Source organism: Blautia caecimuris, assembly GCF_024622975.1.
Lineage (GTDB): Bacteria > Bacillota > Clostridia > Lachnospirales > Lachnospiraceae > Blautia_A > Blautia_A caecimuris.
On the sequence record NZ_JANJZT010000032.1, the window covers coordinates 12247 to 36167 of the forward strand.

Genomic DNA, 23921 nt, shown 5'->3' on the forward strand with positions numbered 1-23921 from the left:
ATTCCGAATGTTTGCAGAATTGCGAGAGCAGCTTGCTGCGAAGCAATTCGTGGGCATCAGTTGGGGGCAAAAGACCTTTTGCACCCAACATCATTCAATGTGACTACCAAAAATATTAATATCAGCAAATCCTGTCAGCAAATTAACAAATGTAGATTTTCCAGTACCATTGCCATACTTCCCGGAAGTGCTTCCCCCTCCACACTTACCTCTGATGCCCTGACTGACATCGGTATCTCTGTTCCAAATACCTTGATTGATGCCGAATAAGTATCATATACAATCAGTGAAATATCCCTAGCATAATTAGTTCTGTTATCAACCATAGTTAGAAGAATTCCTTCAATCTTGAGCTTTGGATTCAGCTGCTTCTTTACTCTTCCTATTGTCTTGATCAGCTGCTGTAGGCCTTTGACCGGAAGATATGCTGCCTGCACCGGTATCAGTACAGAATCTGCACACGCCAATGCGTTAATCGTCAGCATTCCAAGTGAAGGCATACAATCAATTATTATGTAATCATAAAATTCTCTCAGCCTGTCTACCATAGATCTCAGGATCAGTTCCCTGCTCATGGCATTTACCAAAGACACCTCTATCGCTGATAATTCAATGTTGGCAGGGATAAGGTCTACACCTTCCTTATGGTGTAAGATAGTCTTTTCTATATTCAGTTTTTCATCATTCACAATGTTCATCATCAGTGTTGCCAGAGAATACTCCATTTCATCCGGCTCCTCATAACCTAAGCTGATTGTAAGACTTCCCTGTGGATCTGCGTCTATCAGAAGCACTTCCTTTGCCAATCCTATTCCAAGATTCACACATGATACTGTTTTACCTACTCCACCTTTTTGATTTGATACTGCTATTACTCTGCACATATTCTGTTTCTCCTTTCCTAAATCCAGTTACTATTTCTCCATGATTTCAATATTTCCAATATTTCTCTACGCATCTGTTCCGATGTATAGGTTGATGGGAAAAATCTGTATAATTGTTCATTCTTAAAAACTACTCTGTCTGCTTCCTTCTGTTTTATCTCTCCAAGGATTCCTTCCGCTTCGCTTTCTGTAAGCTTTCCAGCCTCACTTAATTTCTTAATCCTTATTGCCTGCGAAAGCGATGGCGTACACTGGGTTGCCTCCATTGCATCAATAATTTCCTGCTGTTCTTTCTTTTTCAGATAAGATAACTGCACTGCCGGGGTAAATCCCATTGATCCGTCATCCACCTTATCTAATAGAGCCGGTATCAGTTCTGTCATTTTGATATAACGCTGGACCTGCTTTGCACTGTCTCCACAAAGTTCTCCAATCACATCAATACTTCTCTTTCCTGTATTGTGGTCAACTTGACCACAATTCTTTCTGCCTGCTTTCTTTTTAATGGCATCATATTTCATCTTGTAAGCATATGCTTTTTCACTTGGCGTAATCTGCTCTCTCTGTAAATTAGAATCCACCATAGTCACTACAGCTTCATCATCCTGCATCATGCGGATAATCACAGGAATTTTCTTATACCCCAGTCGCTCCGCTGCATATTTCCTTCTGTGACCTGAAATGATTTCATAGTAACCTTCTTTTCTCGGCCTGACGATCAATGGATTAAGAACTCCATATTTCTTAATACTGTCCTGTAGTTCAATCATCTGACTGTCACCAATAACCTTGAATGGATGATTTGTAAAATTTCTTAACCGCTCCATTTCAATTTCAACTACTTTTTCATCCGAATCTCTGATATCCGTCTTTTCTGTCAATGACACTTCCTCCTTTTCCCTGAACGAAAAAAATCGCCCAGACTAGAATTTTTAATCTAATCTGAGCGATACTTCGTCAGGCCTGTTTTCTTCAAGCAAGAAAACCATTTTTACATTCATTGACAACCTAAATCTTATCCTACACTTTAGTTATCTCCATTGGGTGCTTGAATAGATTTAGTTCTTGGTGCTCGTTTTTTCTTTTCGGTGCTCCAATTACTCATTTTTATATTTTTTCGGTGCTCGCAAGCACCATAAAATAAAAAATGCAACAATGAATTTTCACGATCATTGTTGCAAAAAATCGATGTTCCCGGCGGGAATTGAACCCACAACTAGCGCTTAGGAGTATGGCTTACCATGTGATACACGGTTCGGATGTAACTTCCAATATCATCCCTTACGCAGAATGACTTGTAGTAAACGAACTTTATGGTGCAAAACACCTATTCTGACGCAGTTTTATGCGTCCGTTGGGTGGTCCTATTAGCAAATTCTTAGCAAGAGGCCATCCCGCCAAAGTTGATTGCTACTGCCATTCTTCATTCCCTTAGTTAAAATGACAAGGCAAATACATTGAGGTTACTATGAACAAGAAAGAGAAAAAGTCACTGCCGGAACCGCGCACATACACCGTGGAACAGATTGCGGCCATGCTCAACATCGGCCGCACGACCGCATATCAGCTCGTCAAGCAGGAGGAGTTCAGGATCGTCCGCATAGGCAATGCGATCCGCGTTTCCAAGAAATCTTTTGACGAGTGGCTGGAAAGTTTAGAATTGTGAATATCGCAAGAAACGCCGTAGGCTCAAAAAACCTATGGCGTTTTTTTATACCCATTTTTGAAGGAGGCTGGCAATGAAACTGACAGAAGCAGAAATGAGGATGGTGTTTCAGATTGAAAGTACCAATCAGAACGCTGCCCTGAATGAGATTTACATGACATGGCGCTATGCGCCGAACCCGGCAACGAAAGAAACGGCGGAAGGCCTTCTGGACAAGCTCCGCCCCCTGTCGGATCAGGAGTGCATGGATTTGATCCGCAAGGTGCAGGCCGAATACCGTCTGCCGGAGAAAGCCCGCACCATCGGGGAAATGCTGGCAGAGGCCAGACAGCAATCCGGGGCGCAGAAGTTATCCGGCCATGACATTATGGCTTTGGAGCGTTTCGACCCGGCGACCAGACACATGATCGTCTTTGATGTTCTTACCCATGACTCGCCTGTTGGCTGGAAGGGTGAGAAAATGCGCCTGTTCCTGACCGACACCGGATACAGCAAGGCTTTGGAAAATCAGGAAAAGGGGCATATCAAAATCCGTAACCATGCGAAGGTGCTTTCCGGCGATCTCCACTATGACCATAAAGACCGTGAGAGGTAGCCGCCCCCAAAATGTATCAAAATCAGTTGGATATCTTCTGTTTCTTCCTCCGTGGCTTGCGTTCTGAACAGGACGTGGATGTTTTCCCATGCAGGAGAAAACGGAGGCATACAGACGGATAAACCGCTCAAAATCAACACTTTTTATTTTCACAGGAAGGAGGTGCGAAGATGGCTGTTTTTCGTATTGAAAAGACCCGTGATTATACGGTCATGTCGAACCATCACTTGAAAGATCGGACGCTGACCCTGAAATCCAAGGGGCTGCTGTCCATGATGTTGTCGCTCCCTGACGAGTGGAATTACACCACCAGAGGCCTTGCGGCGATCTGTCGGGAAGGTGTGGACAGCATCGGTGCGGCGTTGAAGGAGCTGGAAGCCCACGGGTATATCCGGCGCACCCAGCTTCGGGATGAAAAAGGCAAGATCACGGATACCGAGTATGTCATTTACGAAATGCCTCAGTGCGAGCCGCCGTCAAGCCCAGGTACGCCTTTACCGGATACGGCAAAGCCATATACGGAAAACCCGGATATGGGTATCCCGGATACGGCGGAACCGTGTACGGAAAACCCCGCACAATTAAATACTAATCAAACAAAGACTGATTTATCAAGTACGGAGATATCAAATCCTATCCCATCAAATCCCCCTACCCCCGCAGGGGCAAGGATGGGAATGGATCGGATGGGAGCCAGAGAATGTTATCGTGAAGTGATTTTGGACAACATCGAGTACAGCTATCTGGTGCAGGACAGCCATATCGACCGTGAGCAGCTTGACGAAATCGTTGACCTGATCGTGGATACCGTATGTTCTGCCCGCAAAGTCATCCGCATTGCCGGGGACGATTATCCGGCAGAGGTGGTAAAGTCCCGGTTTATGAAGCTGGACAGTTCCCATGTTCAGTATGTCATGGACTGTATGAAGGACAACACCACCTATGTCCGCAATATCAGGAAATACCTTCTGGCGGCGCTGTATAACGCCCCGACCACCATCAACAGCTACTATTCTTCCCTGGTGCAGCACGATATGTACGGGGACGGGCAAAGGGGGCGAGGCTAAATGCAGGAGGAAGTAACGCGTGGCGCCGTAACGCTCATTGTTGACGGAGCCAAGCTAAGCGAGCAAGTCTTTGAAAAGGCCGTCAAAAAGTTCCTGGAGGAAATCCAGAAAAGCCAGAAGCCAAAAATCTACCGCGGCAGGCAGAGCCTTAAACAGCTTGCCAGCCAGAACGCCGGTCTTGCCAATATCGAGATCAGTGACAAGAATATCAAGGCTTTCTCCCGTGTGGCGAAGAAATACCATGTGGATTTTGCCTTGAAGAAGGACACCACTGCAGAGCAGCCTCGTTACCTGGTCTTTTTCAAAAGCCGGGACGCGGATGCCATCACAGCGGCATTTCAGGAGTTTGCCAGCCGGAAAATGAGCCGTGAGGAAAAGCCCTCCATCCGGGAACGGCTGACCCAGGCGAAGGAACAGGCGGCGGAGAAAGTGGAACACCGCACCATTGACCGGGAGAAAGTAAAGGTCAAAGATCGGAGCGTGCAGAGATGAACATGAAAAAACTGTTTTTGCTGAATCTCCCGTATCTTCTGTTCGTGTATCCCTTCGATAAGCTGGCACAGGCTTTCCGGCTTGCGCCCGGTGCTGACCTTTCCGGCAAGCTGCTCTCCATTGGGGACGGCTTCACTGCAGCCCTTTCCTCCCCGTGGCTCAGTTTCCATCCCACGGACCTGCTGATCGGCATAGCCGGTGCGGTGATCCTTCGCATGGCGGTCTACCTGAAAGGCAAGAACGCCAAGAAATACCGCCACGGGATCGAGTATGGTTCTGCCCGCTGGGGTACGGCGGCAGATATCGCTCCCTACATGGACAAGGACTTTTTCCAGAACATCCCCATGACGCAGACGGAACGGATTACGATGGCGAGCCGTCCAAAGCAGCCGAAGTATGCCAGAAATAAAAACATTCTGGTGATCGGCGGTTCCGGCAGCGGCAAGACGCGGTTCTTCTGTAAGCCGTCGCTGCTGCAAGCTCATTCGTCCTATGTCTGCACTGATCCGAAAGGAACCTTGTTGCCGGAGATCGGCACTTTCCTGGAGCGGAAGAAATACCGTATCAAGTGCCTCAACCTGATAAACTTCCGAAAATCCATGAGATACAACCCACTGGCTTACATTCGGTCAGAGAAGGATATCTTAAAACTGGTGAACGCCCTGATTATGAACACGAAGGGCGAAGGCGAAAAATCTTCGGAAGATTTCTGGGTCAGTGCGACTCGTTCGCAGGCGGTAAAAAGTCTGCGCACGAGCAACGGTTTTCCGTTGTTCGGAGAACTGGTAGTTTAATAGGTGGAATGACGGGGTAACGCCCTGAAACGCCTACCCTTGATGGGCGTGCATTAGCTGTAATGGCTGATGTACGAAGCCCCATGACAAAGGCTGAGAGTAACCGTAACCACTGCCTAAAGTGGTCGAAAGCGGTCTGGAGGCAGACTGTGTTACCTATAAGCCGAGGGTCTATAAGATACCTATGGTTAGAATGTTCGCTTTGGCGGGCGAACTGACGAACCTGCGAATGTACAGGTCTAAAAGAAGACCACGCAGAAATGTGTGGGTGCGTTAATGCGCAGTCGGTGTGGTTTAGTAGAAATTGATCCTACGAACGACCATGCTGTGTTACAGGCACAGGCAAGCCGACAGGTCTATAGCAGGAACCTACGGGTATGTATGAACAGATAGAACTATCGGAACGAGGAAAGGCAGCAGATTCCGCAAGGAATAGTCTGACGAAGAACAATAAGCAGACGAACTGTTGCTAAAAAGTAGTGGTCGAACCTATGATGTGCTTGCGTTATGTGAGCTACGGAGGAATGGCCACAAGTCGGTTGAGATAAGCAGGCATTATTCAATCCAACATAAGGATTCGAGTAAGACCAAAAGGGTCACTTTCGCAAAAAGGAGGTGATGCCTTATGCCAAAGAAAAACAAAACTCTATGTGTAGATGACTTACGTCATGCCGAGTATTACGGTATGCAGCCAGTCTTTGATGAACTCTATCACCGAAGTCTGGAGGGAAAAAATTTTACCAACCTTATGGATTTAATCCTGAGCCGGGACAACATTCTTCTGGCATATCGGAACATCAAAGCAAACGGAGGGAGCTACACAGCAGGAACAGACAACAAAAACATTAGTGACATCGGGTGTTTACCGCCCGAAACAGTTGTAGAGAAAGTGAGGTTCATTGTCACAGGAAGTCAGCACGGATACCGCCCAAAGCCGGTAAGACGCAAAGACATTCCGAAGCCAAACGGAAAAACCAGACCGTTAGGTATTCCCTGTATCTGGGACAGGCTGGTACAGCAATGTATCAAACAGGTCATGGAGCCAATCTGCGAAGCGAAATTCAGCGACAACAGTTACGGCTTTCGCCCGAACCGTTCCGTGGAACACGCCATGCAGAAAACTTACACCATGCTTCAACGCATGAACCTGCATTATGTGATTGAGTTTGATATAAAAGGATTTTTCGATAACGTAAATCACAGCAAGCTAATGCGGCAAATATGGGCAATGGGAATACACGACAAGCAGTTGATTTTTATTATCAAGCGGATTCTGAAAGCACCGATTAGAATGCCAGATGGCACTACACTCATTCCAGACAAAGGCACTCCGCAAGGCGGTATCATTTCACCGTTGCTTGCCAATATCGTGCTGAATGAACTGGACAGATGGGTTGAGAGCCAATGGCAGAACCACCCTCTTGTAAAGGAATACGGGTATGAGAGGAAAATCAGAAACTCGATTACTTTTGACCGGAGCAAGGCATTCCTCAAAATGAGGAAAACAGGGTTGAAAGAAATGTATATCGTGAGATATGCAGATGATTTCAGAATCTTCTGCCGGAATAAAGAGGACGCTTTGAGAACAAAAGAGGCTGTAACGGCATGGATAACCGAGAGGCTGAGGTTAGAAGTATCGCCAGAGAAAACAAGGATAGTTAATGTCAGAAAACGCTATTCAGAGTTTCTTGGGTTTAAGATACGAGTCAGACCGAAAAGCAGGAAGTACATCGTGCAATCTCATATCTGTGACAAAAAGTTGGAACTGGAAAGGCAAAAGCTGGTGGAACAGGCGAAACGAATTGCCCGACCGTCAGAGGGAAAAAGACCTTTGGACGAAATACGGCTGTACAATTCAATGGTTCTGGGAATACAGAATTATTTTCAGCTTGCCACCTGCATCAGCATTGATTGCAGGAAAATCCACAGACAGGTTATGACAGTTTTGACAAATCGGCTCAATACAGAAACCGGGTGCAGACTTGTTCGAGAGGGCGGCGCAATGACCGAGAGCGAAAAAGAACGGTTTGGAAAGTCGGCAATGATACGGTATGTATCTGGAATCGACCAACCTATCTACCCTATCGCATACATCAAGAACAAGATACCGATGGCAAAGAAAGCGGCGGTTTGCAGTTACACGGTGGAGGGACGGGCATTGATACACACGAACCTAAGTATGAACTCATCTGTTCTATCAGGTTTGAGGAATCAACCGTCTATGGGGCGAAGCACAGAACTCACTGACAGCAGGATTTCACTATTCTCGGCTCAACGTGGAAAATGTGCGCTAAGTGGGGAACTCTTTGAAAATGCGGCTGACATAGTATGCTGGCTGAAAACACCGGCAGAATTGGGCGGCAAGGAACGCTATCGAAATATGATTTTGTTCCATAATAGATTTCTTCCACTCCTGCAAGAGCGTCCTAAGAATGAGCTAAAAGAGATAGCCGATACGCTCAAGGCAACAAAGGAACTGATGTTAAAAGTGAACAGTCTGCGCCAGCAGGCTGGTTTGTCCGCAATAGAAAACTAACATTTCATTTGGTGATTGATTAAATGCTTGTGAAAACAACCGATGGAACGCCGGATGCGGTGAAAGTCGCACGTCCGGTGTGGAGTGGGGGAAAATCCGGCGATAACTTCAAAGGATTACCTATCACTATAAGCGGAACGCCTCTATTATTCCGCGCTGATCGGCTACATCTGGTACGAGGCCACGGAGGAAGAAAAGAACTTCATCACACTTTTGGATCTTATCAATGCCAGTGAGGCCAGAGAGGACGACGAAACCTATCAAAGCCCGGTGGACCTGCTTTTTTCTCAGTTGGCGGAACGGGAGCCGGACCACTTCGCCGTCAAGCAGTACCGCAAATTCAAGATGGCGGCGGGAGATGTATGCTCTAAGTGACTTCTTAATCATGGTTTTTGTCATGGTTAGTGAAGCAGCCACTTAGAGCATTTTCATTTCAGGAGGTACAGCCATGAGAAACGAGAAAATCACCCCACTGTATGAGCGCTTGAGCCGCGATGATGAGTTACAGGGCGAGAGCAACTCCATAAGCCATCAAAAGCAGATGTTAGAGGAGTTTGCCCGCCGGAATGGTTTGCCGAACCCCACCCACTTCACCGATGACGGCGTATCGGGAACCCGTTTTGACCGTCCCGGCTTTCTGGCGATGATGGAGGAAGTCGAGGCCGGACGGGTGGAGGCCATTGTTATCAAAGACATGAGCCGCCTGGGACGCGATTATTTGAAAGTCGGCCAGGTCATGGAGATTTTGCGGCAGCGCGGCGTCCGGCTGATCGCTATCAATGACGGTGTGGACAGTCTGAAAGGCGACGATGATTTTACCCCTTTCCGCAACATTATGAATGAGTTTTACGCCCGCGACACCAGCCGGAAAATCCGCTCCGTGTTCAAGTCCAAGGGCATGAGGGGCAAGCACCTGACCGGCACCGTTATTTACGGCTACTTGTGGGACGAGAAGCGGGAACACTGGCTTGTGGACGAAGAAGCCGCCGAAGTGGTACGCCGTATCTTTTCCCTGACGATGGAGGACTATGGCCCCTATCAAATCTCCAAGCTGCTGTCCGAGGCAAAGGTTGAAATCCCCGCTGTCCATCTGGCACGCTTTCACGAAGGTGTAAACAGGTCAAAGCCGGTCAAAGACCCCTACGGCTGGGGATCGTCCACTATTGTGAACATCCTGAAAAAGCGGGAATACCTGGGTCACACCATCAATTTCAAGACCCGCAAGCACTTCAAGGACAAGAAAAGCCACTATGTTGACGAAAGCGAATGGACGATTTTCGAGAATACCCATGAGGCCATCATCGACCAGGAAACCTTTGACAATGTGCAGCGTATCCGGGCAAATGTCCGACGCTACCCGGACGGCTGGGGCGAAGCCCATCCCCTGACCGGCCTGATGTACTGTGCCGACTGCGGCGGCAAGATGTATGTCCATCGCATCAATAACGGCAAGCGTGACCCACAGTTTACTTGCAGCCAGTACACCAAAGTCCCATGCGGGACGCTCTGTGGCACACAGCACCGCATCCGGGCCGAGGCCGTCCTGACCCTGATAACCGATATGCTCCGGGCCATCGCGGAGTATTCTAAAAATGACCGGGCCGAGTTTATCCGCACTGTCCAGGAAACGCAGGCCGCCCAGCAAACCGCCGACATATCCAAGAAGCGGAAACGGCTGGCCGCCGCCCAAAAGCGGGCCGGGGAACTGGAAAAGCTGATTTGCAAAATCTATGAGGACAACGCCCTGGGCAAGCTGCTGGACGCCCGGTATGAGGCCCTGGACGCACAATACGCCAAAGAACAGGACGCTCTCAATGCGGAAATCGCGGAACTGGAAAAGGCCGTTACTGGCTACGAGCAGAGCCGGAAAGCTGCGGAGAAGTTTATTGCCCTGATTGATAAGTACGAGAATTTTGACACGCTGACAAACACCATGCTCAACGAGTTTGTAGAGAAAATTCTTGTCCATGAACGCGCCCGGAAAGGCAGCCAGGACACCACGCAGGAGGTTGAAATCTATTTCAATTTTGTGGGCCGGTATATCCCGCCCGCCTTGCAGCCGGTTCCCCTGACCCCGGAGGAACAGGAAGAACTGCGGAAGAAGGAGGAACGCAAGGACAGGCTTCACCAGAACTACTTGCGCCGCAAGGCCAACGGCAAGCAGAAGGAATGGGAAGAACGCTATAACGCCAAGCGCAAGGCCCAGGTGGAGGCGGCAAAGGCCGCGATCCGGGCCGAGGACATGGCAAAAGGCATTTTTATCCCTGTCAGCCAGTTGCCCAGGCAGGAGCCGTGCAAGTCCACCATATCGGCCAGCGCCGCAGTTTAACCAGCACAGTGCAAAGGAGGACGAACATGAACGAATTGACTTACACCCGCTGCGGAGATTACTACATCCCCAATCTGAAACTTTCCGAGCAGCCGGAGGCCCCCATCGGCAAGTATGGCCGTATGCGGCAACGCTACCTGAAGGAACACCGGCCCGGCCTTTACAGCAGCTTGATTTTGAGCGAAAAGCTGTACCCGCACCTGTTGGAGATTGACCGGGAGGCGCGTGAACGGATGGACGCCATGCTGCCCTGGATGATGGAGGCGGCGGGCGTCACCGAGGAACTGAAAGCCCGTGACCCCATGCGCTGGGTGGGACTGATGAACACGCTGAAAGCGCAGGTGGAGGAAGTAATTTTTCAAGAATTGATTTACGCATGAAATTTTAAGCACAAGTAAGGCCGGGATTTTGCTGCCAAGCGGCAAATCCCGGCTTCCTTACAAACCCGTAAGGTTCTTTGGCATCACTTTATGGTATAATCTACTTGTATATTCTCGGTGAATGGAGGGATTTGATTGAATACTCTGTTGCTTTTGGAAGATGATTTCAGCCTGGTGGATGGGCTGGTTTATTCTTTGAAAAAGAACGATTATTCCGTGGAAGTTGCCCGTACCGTTCAAGAAGCACTCACCTTACTGCCGGAGCTTGACCGCTTTGACCTGTTGATTTTGGATGTGACCTTGCCGGACGGGACGGGTTTTGAGGTGTGCGAAGCAGTTCGCCGCCAAAATGTCACGATACCGATTCTGTTTTTGACAGCATCGGATGAGGAAGTGAATGTGATTCGTGGACTTGACTGCGGCGGGGACGATTACATCACGAAACCCTTTAAGTTGGGGGAATTGTGTTCTCGAATCAGGGCGCTGCTACGCCGGAGTGGCTTACAAAAGCAGCCGCGCGCTGACATCCTGCGTTCCGGCCCGGTGTCCATTGATCTTGTCACAAGCCGTGTCATGCTGAACGGTCAGCCTTTGGAAGTAACCAGCATGGAATACAGGCTGCTCTGCCTGTTTTTGAAGAATGAAGGGATCACCATTCCGCGCAGCCGCATCATGGATCTTTTGTGGGATGGCAGCGGCAATTTTGTAGACGATAATACCTTGTCAGTGTATATCCGCCGTTTGCGGGAAAAAATTGAGGACGATCCATCCAAGCCAGCTCACCTGCTGACCGTAAGGGGATTTGGGTATCAATGGAAGGACGGAAAGGGGGCTGTGCGATGAGCTTTCTGCGTGAAAAACGTGCCCGTTTCTATTTCCTGTTTTTGTGCGGTATTGCTCTCGTGCTGTTGCTATTTTCCATCCTTATGACCTGGCAGCATACCCGGCAGACACAAGAGCTTCTTCTGGAAAAAGAAGCCTCTCTTGCTTCCTCTCTTTTGGAGCAAGGAGTTTCTGCGGAGGTTATCGCAGCAGCCATGAAAAGCGAATCTGTCAACACAAATGGTTTGACATTTATGGAACAGATCGGACATACAAATGCCACACCGCTGCCGCTGTCACCGCTGGCGCGGCAGACAGCAATTTCATTTGGGATTTTTGCTTGTGTGATTCTTTTCCTGCTTGGATTCGCTGTGCTTTTTGGCTCTGCCATATATCTGCATCGCCAGGATGCGCTGTATCAAACTGTTATCCGCACAGTGAATGAATATTCGGACGGCATTTTCCAAAATCATTTGCCGCAAAACGAAAACGGCCTGCTATACCAGATGTTCAGCGGAATTGAAGAATTGGCTGTCGCTTTGCAGGCAAAAAACGAAAATGAACATAAGTCTAAAGAGTTTTTGCAGGAAATGGTGTCCAATATCTCTCATCAGCTGAAAACACCTCTGGCTGCGCTTTCCATGTATACCGAAATCATTATGGACGAGCCGGATCAACCGGATACCGTAACTTCTTTTGCAGAAAAGTCAATGGCCTCTTTACAGCGGATCGAGCAGTTAATCGGAGCATTATTAAAGATGGCGCGGCTGGATGCTGGCAGTATTGTTTTTGAAAAGAAGCCAATTCTCGTAACGGAACTGTTAGGGCAGGCGCAGGCACCTTTTGCGACAAGAGCAGAAGTGGAAGGAAAGCAGATCATGTTGTCAGGCCCGCCTGATGAAATACTCACCTGCGATTTTGAATGGACCAGCGAAGCAATCGGCAATCTTCTTAAAAATGCGCTGGATCATACCGGGCGCGGCGGACTGATTTGCGTAGAGTGGAAACGCTTCCCGGATATGCTGCGGATCAGCGTTTCAGACAATGGATGCGGGATTTCTCAAGATGACATCCACCACATTTTTAAGCGATTCTATCGGAGCAAACATTCCAGTGACCATGCCGGTGTAGGGCTGGGTCTGCCGCTTGCGAAAGCAATCGTAGAAGGCCAGGGTGGAACAATTTCCGTAGTCAGCACTCCCTGCGAAGGAACAACTTTCACCATCTCCTTCTTCACCAATCTTACAGAATCGCAAGGTTAAATTCACCGGAAAGTAAGCTGTTCCTGCTATTCTGAGAGAAAAGGAGGTTAGACCTATGGAAATTTTGAAAGTACAGCAACTTTGTAAAACCTATGGCTCTGGTGAGGCCAAGGTGGACGCCTTAAAAAATGTCTCCTTCTCTCTGGAGAAAGGACAGTTTGCCGCGGTAGTCGGAGAATCCGGCTCTGGAAAAAGCACTCTGCTTAACTGCATTGGCGCGCTGGATACGCCTACATCTGGTAAGATTCAGATCGACGGCCAGGATTTATTTTCTATGAAGGAGGAAAAACGCACGATTTTCCGCCGCAGGAATATCGGCTTCATCTTCCAGTCCTTTCAGCTTGTCCCGGAGTTGGATGTAGAGCAGAATATCATTTTCCCGCTTTTACTGGATTACAAAAAGCCGGAGCAGGCGAAAGTGGAGGAAATTTTGGAAGTGCTGGGCCTTACAGAACGACGGCACCACCTGCCGAGTCAACTGTCCGGCGGACAGCAGCAACGAGTAGCTATTGGCCGGGCGCTTATCACGAAGCCAAAATTGATTTTGGCAGACGAGCCTACCGGCAACCTGGACAGCAAAAACAGCAGTGAGGTGATCGCTCTGCTGACGCAAGCAGCCCGTCGGTATCAGCAAACTATTTTGATGATTACGCACAATTCCAATCTGACGGCATCGGTTGACCGGGTGTTCCGGGTAAGGGACGGTATATTGAAAGAGTTGGGAGGTGTGCAGCAGTGAAACACTATCTCAACCTGGTTTCTATTTCCGATAAAGTGCATCGCCGGCAGAGCCGAATGACGCGCATCTGTATCATTCTGGCCGTTTTTTTGGTCGCTGTGATGTTCGGTCTTGCTGATATGTATCTGCAAAGCATGACCACTGAAACAAAGCATCAGACGGGCGACTGGCACGCAAAATTTTCTGCCATTGATGAAGAAACGTCAGCTTTGATTGCAGCAAGGCCCGAAACGGAACTTTCCGGCTGGCAAGGTACACTTCCCGCAGAGGCTGGGGTTGCAGCTGATATGCAAAGTGTTGCTCTTGTCGGGATCGAAGAACCTGTATTTTCCAAAATATACTTTGGAACCTTTTCGGAAGGGACGGCGCCAGCAACCGATTCCGAGGCGGCCATTTCCGAAACGGCCGCCCAAAACCTGAATCTCTCCGCTGGTGATTCGGTATCTTTAACGCTGCCGGATGGCAGTACCCATTCGTTTACTGTGACAGGAGTTTTTAACGATGAGCCCGCCAGCCTGACTACGGGAAATGCCAGTACCATGCTGGTCACGCCTCAGGCGCTTTCCAGTCTGAATTTTGGCAGCACATCACCCTCATGGCAGTATGTGGTTTGCTTTTCCTTACTCTGCAAAATCCCGGATACGATTCAGGACATTATCACACAAAACGGACTTTCTGCCGAGCAAGTTCTGCAAAACGAGAATCTGCTCAGTATGCTGGGGCAACTGCCCAGTTCCAATGTGTCGCAAATTTATTCGGTTGCCTTTGCTCTTTCGCTGGTGGTCATGGTGACCTGCATCCTGATGATTTCCAGTAGTTTGAACAGCAATGTCAGCCAACGTACTGAGTTTTTTGGCCTCATGCGTTGCCTTGGGGCTACGCGCCGTCAGGTTCTGCGCTTTGTTCGGCGGGAGGCACTTCACTGGTGCGTGACATCAATCCCTATTGGAATCGGACTTAGTATCGTCGTGATATGGGTGCTGTGTGCTGTGATGCGGCGGCTGAGTTCCGTATGGTTTGGCTATATGCCAGTTTTTGGTATCAGTTGGCTGAGTATTGCCGTCAGCATTGTATTGGGGATCGTGACGGTTCTGTTGGCGGCACGTTCTCCCGCGAAATTTGCATCTAAGGTGTCCCCGCTGGAAGCTGTCACCGGCAGTGCCCGCCAGAATACGACTTTTCGGCACGCCGCAAATACCCACCGTTGGAAAGTGGATGTGGCTCTCGGTATCCATCATGCAAAAGCTAAACGCCGCAGCTATCTCCTGATGACCTGTGCTTTTGCGACCTGCCTGACATTGTTCTTAGGCTTCTGCACATTGGTTCCCTTCATGAAAAATGCCTTCATGCCGAAGGAATGGGCTTCTGAGCTTTCCATCGTCAGTGAATCCAACACCTGCTCCATCCCATTCGAGCAGCGGAACGCGGTATCGGAGGTTCCTGCTGTCAGCCATGTCTTTGGGCGAATGTTTGCTTATGATGTACCGGCAGAGATCAGTGGGACACCCCACAACAGCAATCTGATTTCTTATGAGGAAAATCAATTCCGTTGGGCACAGGATCGGCTGGCATCTGGTTCCGTGGATGCGGTTGTCAATACGCCGGGTCAGGTGCTGTTTGTAGCAAATACCGGGACACCGGCACAGGTTGGCGATACAGTCACTCTGGAAATCAACGGAGTGCCGCAGACAGTCACCATCGGCGGCATATTGACCGATGATCCTCTCGCCCGCGCGGAAGGCACTGAGACATTGATTTGTTCGGAGGAAACCTTTACGCAGCTGACTGGTGAAAACGGCTACACGATCCTGGATGTACAGTTTCGTTTCGGCGCAGGGGAAGAAGATGTAAAGGCCGTGGAGGCGCTGTTTGCGGATGGTGTTTCCTTTACCGACACGCTGAGCAGAGCGCAGCAGCAACGCGGACTCTACTACGCTTTTTCGGTGCTGGTCTATGGCTTTTTGTCAATTATCGTGGCAATCACGGTGTTTCATATCATGAACACGATCAGCATGGGGGTATCTGCCCGTACCCACCAATACGGAGCTATGCGGGCCATTGGCATGAGTAACCGGCAGTTGACCCGTATGATCGCATCCGAGGCGGCAACGTATGCTACCAATGGAGTGATACTTGGGTGCCTGTTGGGGGTGGCTTTTCACTGGTTTCTCTATACCAGCCTTATCACCCGCACCTTTGGTGACGCATGGGGCATCCCTTGGCCAGAACTTTGCCTGATCATCGCAGTGATTTTGGGCACGACGGCCTTGTCTGTGCGTGGACCGGCAAAACGAATTCAAGCCATGTCTATTGTGGAAAACATCAGCGCGCAATAAGTTTCGGATGATAGGGGCTCTGCCTTTTAGCAGGGCCCCTGTCATCTTACAAAATCGCAAGCTAAAATTCACCTGTTTGTAAGGTTGGACAAGTAGAATTAGCTCAACCGATTACAAAGTGACTTTAACTCTGCCGGACGACGGCAAAAGAAAAAAGCCGTCGTTCAGCAGGCAATCGCCATGTCCTATACTCGATCCTACGGCGGCTTTGACAAAATCAAGGCCGCCGTTCCTTATGCCCTCGACAAAGGAGTGACGCCCATACGCTGACACGGCGGCTTTAGGAGGGAGCCGCCATGAAGCCACACTGACCGCCGACAAATTCAGACGATATTTGCACTACCGTCAAAAAAAGCCCAGCCACCGAACAGGCCCCGTCTGGCAGCCGGTGCGAAAATTGTCACAATGTAACTGAATACCGTGTTTTTTGCGCTCGAATAGCTTCCTGCTGTCCGGGCGCTTTTTCATACCTGTGGGGCCGGAACATCGGGTCAACATGGCCCGAACCTTGCCCCCGGTGCCGTTCCCCGCCGCCCCGTTCAGATTTTCCCGCAAAAATCTGAACGGAGGAAAGGCAGATGGAAGTCACCATCCATTACAACGGACAAGCTGTGGCCGTGGAGGTCACGCTGGAAGTCTATGAATTTCTTGACCGGGCCGACCACAAAGCCGAGAACCTGTCCCATGAGCAGCGGCGGCATTGGGATGGCCGGGAGTTTGACGAATACATAGTTGCCACCGAGGGCGTGGGTATCTACGGCGAAACGCCGGAGGATTACCTGTGCCGCATGGAAACGCTGGGCGAGCTGATGGCCGTCCTGGACACCTGCACCGAGGCCCAGCGCCGCCGGTTCCTGCTCTATGCCCTGGACGGGCTGACCTTTGCGGAGATTGGGACGGTGTGCGGCTGCTCCAAAGTATCCGTCTATGAAAGCATTGACGCGGTTCGGAAAAAATTTTTGAAATTCTTTGCGAACTACCCTAACGAATGACCTGTTTTCGGGCTACCAAGTGAAAGGGATTGTTTCCCTTATCCCAGCGGGAGGCGGACAGCGGACAAGCTGCCCGCCTCTCCCATTTTCAGGAGGTAAGCCTATGAAAACCATCAATCTGCGGTGGATTTATCCCCACTACCGGCACGACGAGTTTGTAGAGGTCAGCGACGAGGTCTGGGAGGCCATGCGGCAGGCCCAGCGCGAGATGAACAACTATGAGCGCCGGAAGGTCTACCACCGCGCCTGGTACTCTCTGGACGCATATAGCTGGGCGGAGAACTACGCGCTGGAACACGGCAGATCGCCGGAGGAAATCCTTTTGGAGCGCGAAGAACGGGCCGCCCGCCTGCGGCTGATTGCCACCTTGCCGGAGGCCCTGTCCCATGCCACTCCCACCCAGGCCCGCCGCATCCGGGACTACTACATCGCCGGTATCAACCAGCCGAAAATTGCCCGGATGGAGGGCGTACACAGCAGCAAGGTCAGCGTTGCCATCCGGCGGGGCCTGCGGAATATGCGCCGCTGCTATGACGGCCTTTTCCCATCAGAGTGAGGGCGGGCCTATGCAGACCATCAACCTCAAACAGTATTATCCGTTCTGCACCGAGGATACCTTTGTGGAGGTGTCGGATGAAATCGTTGAAGCGTTCCTGCTGGACAAGCGGGCCGAGGCTGCCAGGGAGCGCAAGATGTACCGCTACAAGGCCCACTACTCCCTTGACTGTGACGATGGGATTGAAAAAGCCGCCATCGGCTGGGCGCAGCCATCGCCGGAGGACTACATCGTACAGAAAGAGGAACAGGCCGAACACGCCGAGCTGATCCGGCGGCTCTATGAGGCCATTTCTTCTTTGCCCCCAACGCAGGCCCGCCGCGTCCATGCCCGGTATATGCTGGGGATGAAAGTGAAGGACATTGCCGCGATGGAGGGTATCACTCCATCCCAGGCGGGGAAGTCCATCCATGCGGCGCTCCGGCGGCTGCGCCGGTACTTCATACGCCGGAAATGGACAAGCGGCCTATGAAAACCATCAACCTGAAAAAATACTACTACCCGATTTGTAAGAAAGACACCTTTGTGGAAGTGCCGGACGAGGTGGCAGACGCCATTGTGGAGGAAAGCCGCGCAGAGGACGCCAATGACGCCAAGCAGCACTATCACTGTTACTCTCTGGACGCATCCCCCGGCATGGAAAACTATTTCCCGGAGCAGGCCGCTTCCCCGGAGGATATTCTGATGGAGAAGGAAACGGAACGGGAACAGGAGGCCGCCCGCGCCCTGATGATGGAACGGCTCCGGGAGGCCCTTGCCACCCTGACGCCCCGGCAGGCGAGCTGCCTGCACGCCCGGTTTTGGGAGGGCAAGCCGTTCAAGGAGATTGCCAGGGCCGAGGGCTTTACCACATCGGCGGCCATTGTCACGGTACGCAACGCCATCATCAAGTTGCAGAAATATTATATCAAGCGCGGCTGGATGAAGCCGCCAAAGGAGAAAGCGATATGCACAAAGACAGCACCGCCCAAGCGAAACAGAAAAAAGACGAGCGCGAAGAAGTCCTGAAGGAGATCCGGCAGCTTGAGAACCGCCAGAAGATTTTGGAGAACAAACAGCGCAACGAGGAACGCAAGGCCCGCACCCGCCGCCTGATTGAGCGCGGGGCCATTTTAGAGGGCATTTTCCCTCTGCCCCCCGACCTTTCCGGCGTAGAGGTCAAGGCGTTCCTGATTGCTCTGTCCCATCTTCCGGGGGCGGCGGAACTGGCCGCAAAACTGCCGAAATCCGGGGACAAGCCATAAGTCCCTTGTTTACAAGGGCGCACTTATACACCGTTGCCGGTGTCGTGCGCCCTGCCGGGGGCTGTTGCGCTCTCCGAGCGCGATGGGGCGCTACACTCCCCAAACCCCTTGTGCGCCCCGCGCAGCCAGACACCCGCTTCGCGTCTGTCCGGCTCCACGGAGCCTGAATACCCCTCACCGAAAGGAGGTGTCACCCATAGATTTTTGTCATATTCCCGTCAGTATCATCAAGCGCAGCGAGGGCCGTTCCGCTGTTGCCGCAGCCGCCTACCGAAGCGGAACAAAGCTGACGAATGAATGGGACGGCCTGACCCACGATTACACCCGCAAAAGCGGCGTTGTCCATGCGGAAATCATGCTGCCCGCCCACGCCCCGCCAGAGTTTGCAGACCGCTCCACCCTCTGGAACAGCGTGGAGCAGATCGAGAAAGCCAGGGACAGCCAGCTTGCCCGCGAGATCGAGGCGGCCCTGCCCCGTGAACTGTCCAGGGAACAGCAGCTTGCCCTTGTCCGGGCCTATGTGAAGGACAACTTTGTGGACAAGGGGATGTGCGCTGACTTTGCCATCCATGACAAGGGAACCGGCAACCCCCATGTCCATATCATGCTGACCGTCCGGCCCTTAAAAGAAAACGGCGCATGGGGCGCAAAGTGCCGCAAGGCATACGACCTGGACGAAAACGGCCAGCGCATCCCGGACGGGAGAGGCGGCTGGAAAAACCACCGGGAGGACACCACCGACTGGAACGACAAAGGGAATGTGGAGATTTGGCGTGCGGCATGGGCGGCTTATACCAACCGGGCATTGGAGGCCGCCGGTCAGCCCGCCCTGGTAGACCACCGCAGCTACAAGCGCCGGGGCATTGATAAAATCCCCTCTGTCCACCTGGGGCCAGCGGCCAGCCAGATGGAGAAGCGCGGCATCCGCACCGGCAAGGGGGAAGTCAACCGGCAGATCGCCGCCGACAACAAGCTGCTCAAGGAAATCAAGGCCCGCATTACCCGCCTCTACAACTGGTCGAAGGCCGAGGCCGAGAAGCCGGAGGGCCAGCAGCCCAGCATGATTGACTTGTGGGAGGCTCAGCAGCAGCTCAAGCGGCCCGACACCCGCACCGGCAAAATCCGGGCTTTGCAGGAGAGCGCCGCCCTGTTCAATTTTCTGAACGCCAACGGCATCCAGTCCATGCAGCAGCTCCACGATAAAATCTCCGACATGAACACCCGCTACTATGACCTGCGGCGAGAGATCGTCAAGGCCGAGCGCCGGATTGCTGTCCTCACTGAGCGCGAGGAGATGTGGGCGCAGTACAACAAGTACAAGGCTGTCCATAAGCAGCTTGCCAAGGTGAAGCCGGAGAAGCGGGAACTGTTCGAGCAGCGCCACAGCCGGGAACTGATCCTCTATGACGCGGCGGCCCGGTATCTGAAAGAACTGAAAGCCAGCGGCGAAGAACTTTCCCCGAAGGAATGGCGGCACGAGATCGACCTGCTGGCCGCCCAGAAGCAGGTGGACAGCATCGACATGAAGGCCATGCGGGAGGAACTGAAAGCCGTGGAACGGCTCCGCAAGGCCGCCGACCAACTGGCCCGGCAGGAACGGGACAAGCACCGCGACCGGGAGCCGGAGCGGTAAAGGGTACGGTGTTTTGCCGACCCCTTTATGAAAAACTGTCAACCTTTACTCACGGAAAGGAGATTGCCCTATGAAGCAGATTATTTTACCTGTCACCGTCCACCTGAATATCCGCCTGCCCCTTGCCCTCTTGCAGTCGGAACCGGCAGCCGCGCCCACTGGCCCGGAGCCGGAGGCCCATGCCTGCCAGGGCTGCGGCAACTGCGGCGGGTGTGGGAAGTGCCAGCATGAAGAAAAGCAAGCCTGAACCCGTCCCCATCATGGACTACCGCCAGTACCGCAGAGCGCGGCGGCTGGTACATGAGTGCTGCAACTATGACGGCGGCAACTGTATCGCGCTGGACGATGGGGAGGAATGTGTCTGCGTCCAGTCCATTTCCTATTCTCTGCTGTGCCGGTGGTTCCGGGCGGCGGTGCTGCCGCTGGACAGGGAACTGGAAACGGCCCTATTCCACCGCCTGGACGCCAAGCGGTGCGCCGTCTGCGGGGCGCTGTTCACCCCCGGCTCCAACCGGGCCAAATACTGCCCGGAATGTGCTGTTCAGGTACGCCGCCGCAAGGAGGCAGAACGACAGCGGAAAAGATACCATCTTTCTACGCATTTAGGGGCCGAAAACCCCTTGTAAATCAAGGACTTTTTCGAGGGTGTCGCTGGGGGCCTGATAGATTTATCCTCTGACCCCCAAAACGGCCCTCTAAATGCGTACAGAAGCCCAAAACGAACCCCAAGGAGGAATCCATGTCAGACAATCGAAAATATTACTACCTGAAACTCAAAGAGAACTATTTTGACGATGACTCCATCGTGCTGCTGGAAAGTATGCAGGACGGTGTGCTGTACTCCAACATCCTGCTCAAGCTGTATCTGAAATCCCTGAAACACGGCGGGCAGCTCCAGCTTGACGAGAATATCCCCTACACGGCGCAGATGATCGCCACCATCACCCGCCAGCAGATCGGCACTGTGGAGAGGGCCTTGCAAATCTTCCTGAAGCTGGGTCTTGTGGAAGTGCTGGACAGCGGCACCTTCTACATGAGCAATATCGAACTGCTGATCGGCCAGTCCTCCACCGAGGCCGAGCGAAAGCGGGCGGCGAGGCTCCAAAACAAGGCTCTTTCCGCGCCCCGGACAAACGGCGGACATTTGTCCGACATTCGTCCACCAGAGATAGAGTTAGAGAAAGAGATAGAGATAAAGAGAGAGATAGAGAAGGGACACCCCGCCCGCGCCTATGGCCGTTACCAGAATGTTTTTCTGACAGACGAGGAACTGGCAGACTTGCAGGCCAGCTTTCCCACCGTATGGGGCCAGTACATCGAAAAGCTGTCCGAGTACATGGCTTCTACCGGCAAGCGGTATCAGAGCCATGCCGCTACCATCCGGCGCTGGGCCGGTGAGGACGCCAGGAAAGCGGCCCCGCCCACCCGCAACCGGGATTACAGCGTAAAGGAGGATGAAACCGTATGATTGAGATTACCGCAGAAATCCGGGCGCTGATCGACAAGGCAGCCGCCGGTGTGGAGCTAGCCGGGGACGAGTACATGGACCCGGCAGACGGCCTCATTCACTGTAAGAAGTGCGGCGGCCAGAGGCAGACTGTTGTGCCGAGATTTGGAAAACCGGGCTACTTCATGCCCCGCTGTATCTGCCAGTGCCAGCGGGAAGCCGAGGAACAGCGCAAGGCCGCCGAGGAACGGCAGCGCCGCATGGAGCGTATCAAGCGCCGGAAGGCCCAGGGCCTGCAAGACCGCTATCTGTACGACTACACCTTTGCCAACGACAACGGCCAAAATCCTCTGATGGACAAGGCCCGCGCCTATGTTGAGAACTGGAAGGAGGCATATAAAAACAACACCGGTCTGCTGCTGTTCGGGGATGTGGGAACCGGCAAGTCCTTTTTCGCTGGTTGTATCGCCAACGCCCTGCTTGACCGGGATGTGCCGGTGCTGATGACGAACTTTCCCACCATCCTGAACCGCCTGACAGGGATGTTTTCCGAGGACAGGGCCGACTTTATCGCCAGCTTTGATGAGTACGACCTGCTCATCATTGACGATTTGGGTGTGGAGCGCAGTACCGAGTATGCGATGGAGCAGATGTTTTTCGTCATTGACAGCCGCTACCGCAGCCGCAGGCCCATGATAATCACCACCAACCTGAAGCTGGCCGAACTCAAGAACCCGCCTGACCTGGCCCACGCCCGTATCTATGACCGTATCCTGGAACGGTGCGCCCCGATCCTCTTTGCCGGGAAGAACTTCCGGGAGGAAAACGCCGGAGCCACCAGGCAGGCGGCGAAAGACATTGTAAACCGTAAGCATGAGTAATTTTTTGCCGGACGGCGCAGCCCCGCCCGGAGAAAGGAGCGCCATGAGCGAAGAAACCCGTACCATGCAGACCGCAGACACCACCCCGGCCAGAGCGCCGGAGGACGCCCCCGCGCTGGTAAAGAAAATCGGCAAGACCACCTACAAGGTGCGCGTCCATTTCAGCAATACCAGCACCGAAACCATGAGCGACAAAATCAAGCGTATGCTCAAAAACGAGATACAGCAGATGTGACCGGCTGATAAAGCCAGCCGCCTTGTGTTAAACTGATGATGGTATACACCAAAACTTTTAGCCAAGGAGGACATGAAAATGCTGTACACAGAAAAAGAGAAAAATGAAATCGAGCGCGTCCGCAAAGTGTTCGAGAAACACATCCAACAAATGACCGCTTATGATTTGGTTTGGTCGGACAAGGTCGGTTATGTGTGGCTGGCAATATCCCTTGATCCGGTTTATGTTGACACCGGCAACAGGATAGAGTCCGCAACTGCTCTTTGTTATGAGTGCTTGAATGATATAGCACTGGATGTTTTCGGAATGACCGGGAACGACCATGACTTTGAGGACGCCGACCCGCTGGAACTGGCCGAGATTAAGCGGCGATGGAAACCCTATATCGACCAGTTGCCGGAATATGCGTACCTTTGCGATGAGCTATTAAGTGGCCGCAAGTGACCCGCCTGCCTGAGTGTCAGGAGCATGAAAGTGCTTCTGGCACTTTTTTTGTAGCTTTTTTGTGAATTTGATTAAAAAGTCCTTGACAACTCGTTTCGGGCAAGACCTTAAAATCCATCCTCATTTCCTGCGGTGCCCGGCTTGCTCCCTTCGATATCAAGGAGCTGCGGGACCTGATGGAATATGACGAACTGGAACTGGATACCCTGGGCGACCAAAAGACGGCGCTGTTTGTGATCCTTTCGGATACGGACAGCACTTTCAATTTCGTGGCCGCCCTCATGTATAGTCAGCTTTTCAATCTGCTCTGCGACAAGGCAGATGACTTCTACGGCGGACGGCTGCCTGTCCATGTCCGTCTGATTCTGGACGAGTTTGCCAACATCGGCCAGATACCGAACTTCGATAAGCTGATTGCCACCATCCGAAGCCGTGAGATATCGGCTTCTATTATTTTGCAGTCGCAGAGCCAGTTAAAAACCATCTACAAGGACGCGGCAGATACCATCGTCGGTAACTGTGTGCGCCCAGAAGTCGCCAGCGCATTATAAATTCGGCGGCGTGGTATTTATGGAATACTGCCTTTA

The 23921-nt window shown here is 51.9% G+C and carries 25 protein-coding genes and 3 pseudogenes; 26 read left to right on the plus strand and 2 right to left on the minus strand.

From position 1 onward, the window contains the following. Nucleotides 1-134: 134 nt before the first annotated feature. Nucleotides 135-884: a ParA family protein gene (locus NSA57_RS16000; RefSeq protein ID WP_257465412.1), complete on the minus strand. Its 750-nt coding sequence runs from the start codon at nt 882-884 to the stop codon at nt 135-137. A 17-nt stretch (nt 885-901) separates the two neighbouring features. Continuing rightward, the gene (locus NSA57_RS16005; protein ID WP_119210971.1) at nt 902-1771 is read right to left on the minus strand and encodes a ParB/RepB/Spo0J family partition protein; all 870 of its coding nucleotides are present in this window, start codon (nt 1769-1771) and stop codon (nt 902-904) included. 581 nt (nt 1772-2352) lie between these two features. Between NSA57_RS16005 and NSA57_RS16010 the strand changes: the two genes are divergently transcribed. The 26 genes and pseudogenes from NSA57_RS16010 to NSA57_RS16135 form a co-directional block, all read left to right on the plus strand. Next, on the plus strand, nt 2353-2550 hold the full coding sequence (locus NSA57_RS16010) for a helix-turn-helix domain-containing protein (protein ID WP_202030884.1): 198 nt from the start codon (nt 2353-2355) through the stop codon (nt 2548-2550). A 73-nt stretch (nt 2551-2623) separates the two neighbouring features. Then, nucleotides 2624-3145 (plus strand): DUF5720 family protein, encoded by a 522-nt coding sequence (locus NSA57_RS19830; protein ID WP_257465413.1) that lies wholly within the window; start codon nt 2624-2626, stop codon nt 3143-3145. Between the two features lie 170 nt (nt 3146-3315). Further along, nucleotides 3316-4212, plus strand: coding sequence for a DUF6017 domain-containing protein (locus tag NSA57_RS16020; RefSeq protein ID WP_257465414.1), 897 nt, complete (start codon nt 3316-3318; stop codon nt 4210-4212). Continuing rightward, nucleotides 4213-4704: a PcfB family protein gene (locus NSA57_RS16025; protein ID WP_117863038.1), complete on the plus strand. Its 492-nt coding sequence runs from the start codon at nt 4213-4215 to the stop codon at nt 4702-4704. Continuing rightward, nucleotides 4701-5432 (plus strand): annotated as a pseudogene (locus NSA57_RS16030) (type IV secretory system conjugative DNA transfer family protein); the annotation flags it as partial. The gene NSA57_RS16025 and the pseudogene NSA57_RS16030, both read left to right, overlap by 4 nt. 691 nt (nt 5433-6123) lie before the next feature. Further along, nucleotides 6124-8034: a group II intron reverse transcriptase/maturase gene (gene ltrA, locus NSA57_RS16035; RefSeq protein WP_195937607.1), complete on the plus strand. Its 1911-nt coding sequence runs from the start codon at nt 6124-6126 to the stop codon at nt 8032-8034. 132 nt (nt 8035-8166) lie between these two features. Next, nucleotides 8167-8391 (plus strand): annotated as a pseudogene (locus NSA57_RS19680) (VirD4-like conjugal transfer protein, CD1115 family); the annotation flags it as partial. A gap of 91 nt (nt 8392-8482) precedes the next feature. Then, a complete protein-coding gene (locus NSA57_RS16045; RefSeq protein ID WP_257465416.1) occupies nt 8483-10363 on the plus strand; it encodes a DUF4368 domain-containing protein in 1881 nt (626 codons plus the stop codon). A 26-nt stretch (nt 10364-10389) separates the two neighbouring features. Then, on the plus strand, nt 10390-10743 hold the full coding sequence (locus tag NSA57_RS16050) for a TnpV protein (protein WP_257465417.1): 354 nt from the start codon (nt 10390-10392) through the stop codon (nt 10741-10743). A 135-nt stretch (nt 10744-10878) separates the two neighbouring features. Continuing rightward, on the plus strand, nt 10879-11586 hold the full coding sequence (locus NSA57_RS16055; RefSeq protein ID WP_257465418.1) for a response regulator transcription factor: 708 nt from the start codon (nt 10879-10881) through the stop codon (nt 11584-11586). Further along, nucleotides 11556-12827 (plus strand): sensor histidine kinase, encoded by a 1272-nt coding sequence (locus tag NSA57_RS16060; protein WP_257465419.1) that lies wholly within the window; start codon nt 11556-11558, stop codon nt 12825-12827. Before NSA57_RS16055 ends, NSA57_RS16060 begins: the two co-directional genes overlap by 31 nt. A gap of 55 nt (nt 12828-12882) precedes the next feature. Next, nucleotides 12883-13566, plus strand: a complete 684-nt coding sequence (locus tag NSA57_RS16065) for an ABC transporter ATP-binding protein (protein WP_257465420.1) — start codon at nt 12883-12885, stop codon at nt 13564-13566. After that, entirely contained in the window at nt 13563-15902 is a 2340-nt protein-coding gene (locus NSA57_RS16070) for an ABC transporter permease (protein ID WP_257465421.1), read from the plus strand. Before NSA57_RS16065 ends, NSA57_RS16070 begins: the two co-directional genes overlap by 4 nt. Nucleotides 15903-16480: 578 nt before the next feature. After that, nucleotides 16481-16894 (plus strand): RNA polymerase sigma factor, encoded by a 414-nt coding sequence (locus NSA57_RS16075; protein ID WP_257465422.1) that lies wholly within the window; start codon nt 16481-16483, stop codon nt 16892-16894. Between the two features lie 103 nt (nt 16895-16997). Then, entirely contained in the window at nt 16998-17450 is a 453-nt protein-coding gene (locus tag NSA57_RS16080) for an RNA polymerase subunit sigma-24 (RefSeq protein ID WP_227605964.1), read from the plus strand. Nucleotides 17451-17460: 10 nt separating this feature from the next. Next, on the plus strand, nt 17461-17922 hold the full coding sequence (locus NSA57_RS16085) for an RNA polymerase sigma factor (RefSeq protein ID WP_117633394.1): 462 nt from the start codon (nt 17461-17463) through the stop codon (nt 17920-17922). Next, a complete protein-coding gene (locus NSA57_RS16090) occupies nt 17919-18458 on the plus strand; it encodes an RNA polymerase sigma factor (RefSeq protein ID WP_257465423.1) in 540 nt (179 codons plus the stop codon). Before NSA57_RS16085 ends, NSA57_RS16090 begins: the two co-directional genes overlap by 4 nt. Further along, nucleotides 18398-18694: a DUF3847 domain-containing protein gene (locus tag NSA57_RS16095; RefSeq protein WP_257465424.1), complete on the plus strand. Its 297-nt coding sequence runs from the start codon at nt 18398-18400 to the stop codon at nt 18692-18694. The genes NSA57_RS16090 and NSA57_RS16095 overlap by 61 nt, the downstream gene beginning before the upstream one ends. Nucleotides 18695-18881: 187 nt before the next feature. Further along, a complete protein-coding gene (gene mobQ / locus NSA57_RS16100) occupies nt 18882-20327 on the plus strand; it encodes a MobQ family relaxase (protein ID WP_257465425.1) in 1446 nt (481 codons plus the stop codon). A gap of 70 nt (nt 20328-20397) precedes the next feature. Next, nucleotides 20398-20574, plus strand: coding sequence for a hypothetical protein (locus NSA57_RS16105; RefSeq protein WP_257465426.1), 177 nt, complete (start codon nt 20398-20400; stop codon nt 20572-20574). Next, nucleotides 20555-20953 (plus strand): cysteine-rich VLP domain-containing protein, encoded by a 399-nt coding sequence (locus NSA57_RS16110; RefSeq protein WP_257465427.1) that lies wholly within the window; start codon nt 20555-20557, stop codon nt 20951-20953. The genes NSA57_RS16105 and NSA57_RS16110 overlap by 20 nt, the downstream gene beginning before the upstream one ends. A 113-nt stretch (nt 20954-21066) precedes the next feature. Continuing rightward, on the plus strand, nt 21067-21795 hold the full coding sequence (locus NSA57_RS16115) for a phage replisome organizer N-terminal domain-containing protein (RefSeq protein WP_257465428.1): 729 nt from the start codon (nt 21067-21069) through the stop codon (nt 21793-21795). After that, the gene (locus NSA57_RS16120; RefSeq protein WP_257465429.1) at nt 21792-22655 is read left to right on the plus strand and encodes an ATP-binding protein; all 864 of its coding nucleotides are present in this window, start codon (nt 21792-21794) and stop codon (nt 22653-22655) included. Before NSA57_RS16115 ends, NSA57_RS16120 begins: the two co-directional genes overlap by 4 nt. A 43-nt stretch (nt 22656-22698) precedes the next feature. After that, the gene (locus NSA57_RS16125; protein WP_009322148.1) at nt 22699-22890 is read left to right on the plus strand and encodes a transposon-encoded TnpW family protein; all 192 of its coding nucleotides are present in this window, start codon (nt 22699-22701) and stop codon (nt 22888-22890) included. Nucleotides 22891-22968: 78 nt separating this feature from the next. Then, nucleotides 22969-23334 (plus strand): hypothetical protein, encoded by a 366-nt coding sequence (locus NSA57_RS16130; RefSeq protein ID WP_044992650.1) that lies wholly within the window; start codon nt 22969-22971, stop codon nt 23332-23334. Nucleotides 23335-23420: 86 nt separating this feature from the next. After that, nucleotides 23421-23855 (plus strand): annotated as a pseudogene (locus NSA57_RS16135) (type IV secretory system conjugative DNA transfer family protein); the annotation flags it as partial. Between the last annotated feature and the right edge of the window lie 66 nt (nt 23856-23921).

What these genes read in the sequence shown, in the direction of transcription:
- NSA57_RS16120 (WP_257465429.1), top strand. Translation starts at nt 21,792, where the DNA reads ATGATTGAGATTACCGCAGAAATCCGGGCGCTGATCGACAAGGCAGCC.
- ltrA (WP_195937607.1), top strand. Translation starts at nt 6,124, where the DNA reads ATGCCAAAGAAAAACAAAACTCTATGTGTAGATGACTTACGTCATGCC.
- NSA57_RS16065 (WP_257465420.1), top strand. Translation starts at nt 12,883, where the DNA reads ATGGAAATTTTGAAAGTACAGCAACTTTGTAAAACCTATGGCTCTGGT.
- NSA57_RS16010 (WP_202030884.1), top strand. Translation starts at nt 2,353, where the DNA reads ATGAACAAGAAAGAGAAAAAGTCACTGCCGGAACCGCGCACATACACC.
- NSA57_RS16110 (WP_257465427.1), top strand. Translation starts at nt 20,555, where the DNA reads ATGAAGAAAAGCAAGCCTGAACCCGTCCCCATCATGGACTACCGCCAG.
- NSA57_RS16125 (WP_009322148.1), top strand. Translation starts at nt 22,699, where the DNA reads ATGAGCGAAGAAACCCGTACCATGCAGACCGCAGACACCACCCCGGCC.
- NSA57_RS16105 (WP_257465426.1), top strand. Translation starts at nt 20,398, where the DNA reads ATGAAGCAGATTATTTTACCTGTCACCGTCCACCTGAATATCCGCCTG.
- NSA57_RS16080 (WP_227605964.1), top strand. Translation starts at nt 16,998, where the DNA reads ATGAAAACCATCAATCTGCGGTGGATTTATCCCCACTACCGGCACGAC.
- NSA57_RS16000 (WP_257465412.1), bottom strand. Translation starts at nt 884, where the DNA reads ATGTGCAGAGTAATAGCAGTATCAAATCAAAAAGGTGGAGTAGGTAAA.
- NSA57_RS16050 (WP_257465417.1), top strand. Translation starts at nt 10,390, where the DNA reads ATGAACGAATTGACTTACACCCGCTGCGGAGATTACTACATCCCCAAT.
- NSA57_RS16090 (WP_257465423.1), top strand. Translation starts at nt 17,919, where the DNA reads ATGAAAACCATCAACCTGAAAAAATACTACTACCCGATTTGTAAGAAA.
- NSA57_RS16085 (WP_117633394.1), top strand. Translation starts at nt 17,461, where the DNA reads ATGCAGACCATCAACCTCAAACAGTATTATCCGTTCTGCACCGAGGAT.
- NSA57_RS16045 (WP_257465416.1), top strand. Translation starts at nt 8,483, where the DNA reads ATGAGAAACGAGAAAATCACCCCACTGTATGAGCGCTTGAGCCGCGAT.
- NSA57_RS16075 (WP_257465422.1), top strand. Translation starts at nt 16,481, where the DNA reads ATGGAAGTCACCATCCATTACAACGGACAAGCTGTGGCCGTGGAGGTC.
- NSA57_RS16020 (WP_257465414.1), top strand. Translation starts at nt 3,316, where the DNA reads ATGGCTGTTTTTCGTATTGAAAAGACCCGTGATTATACGGTCATGTCG.
- NSA57_RS16060 (WP_257465419.1), top strand. Translation starts at nt 11,556, where the DNA reads ATGGAAGGACGGAAAGGGGGCTGTGCGATGAGCTTTCTGCGTGAAAAA.
- NSA57_RS19830 (WP_257465413.1), top strand. Translation starts at nt 2,624, where the DNA reads ATGAAACTGACAGAAGCAGAAATGAGGATGGTGTTTCAGATTGAAAGT.
- NSA57_RS16115 (WP_257465428.1), top strand. Translation starts at nt 21,067, where the DNA reads ATGTCAGACAATCGAAAATATTACTACCTGAAACTCAAAGAGAACTAT.
- NSA57_RS16095 (WP_257465424.1), top strand. Translation starts at nt 18,398, where the DNA reads ATGCACAAAGACAGCACCGCCCAAGCGAAACAGAAAAAAGACGAGCGC.
- NSA57_RS16025 (WP_117863038.1), top strand. Translation starts at nt 4,213, where the DNA reads ATGCAGGAGGAAGTAACGCGTGGCGCCGTAACGCTCATTGTTGACGGA.
- NSA57_RS16130 (WP_044992650.1), top strand. Translation starts at nt 22,969, where the DNA reads ATGCTGTACACAGAAAAAGAGAAAAATGAAATCGAGCGCGTCCGCAAA.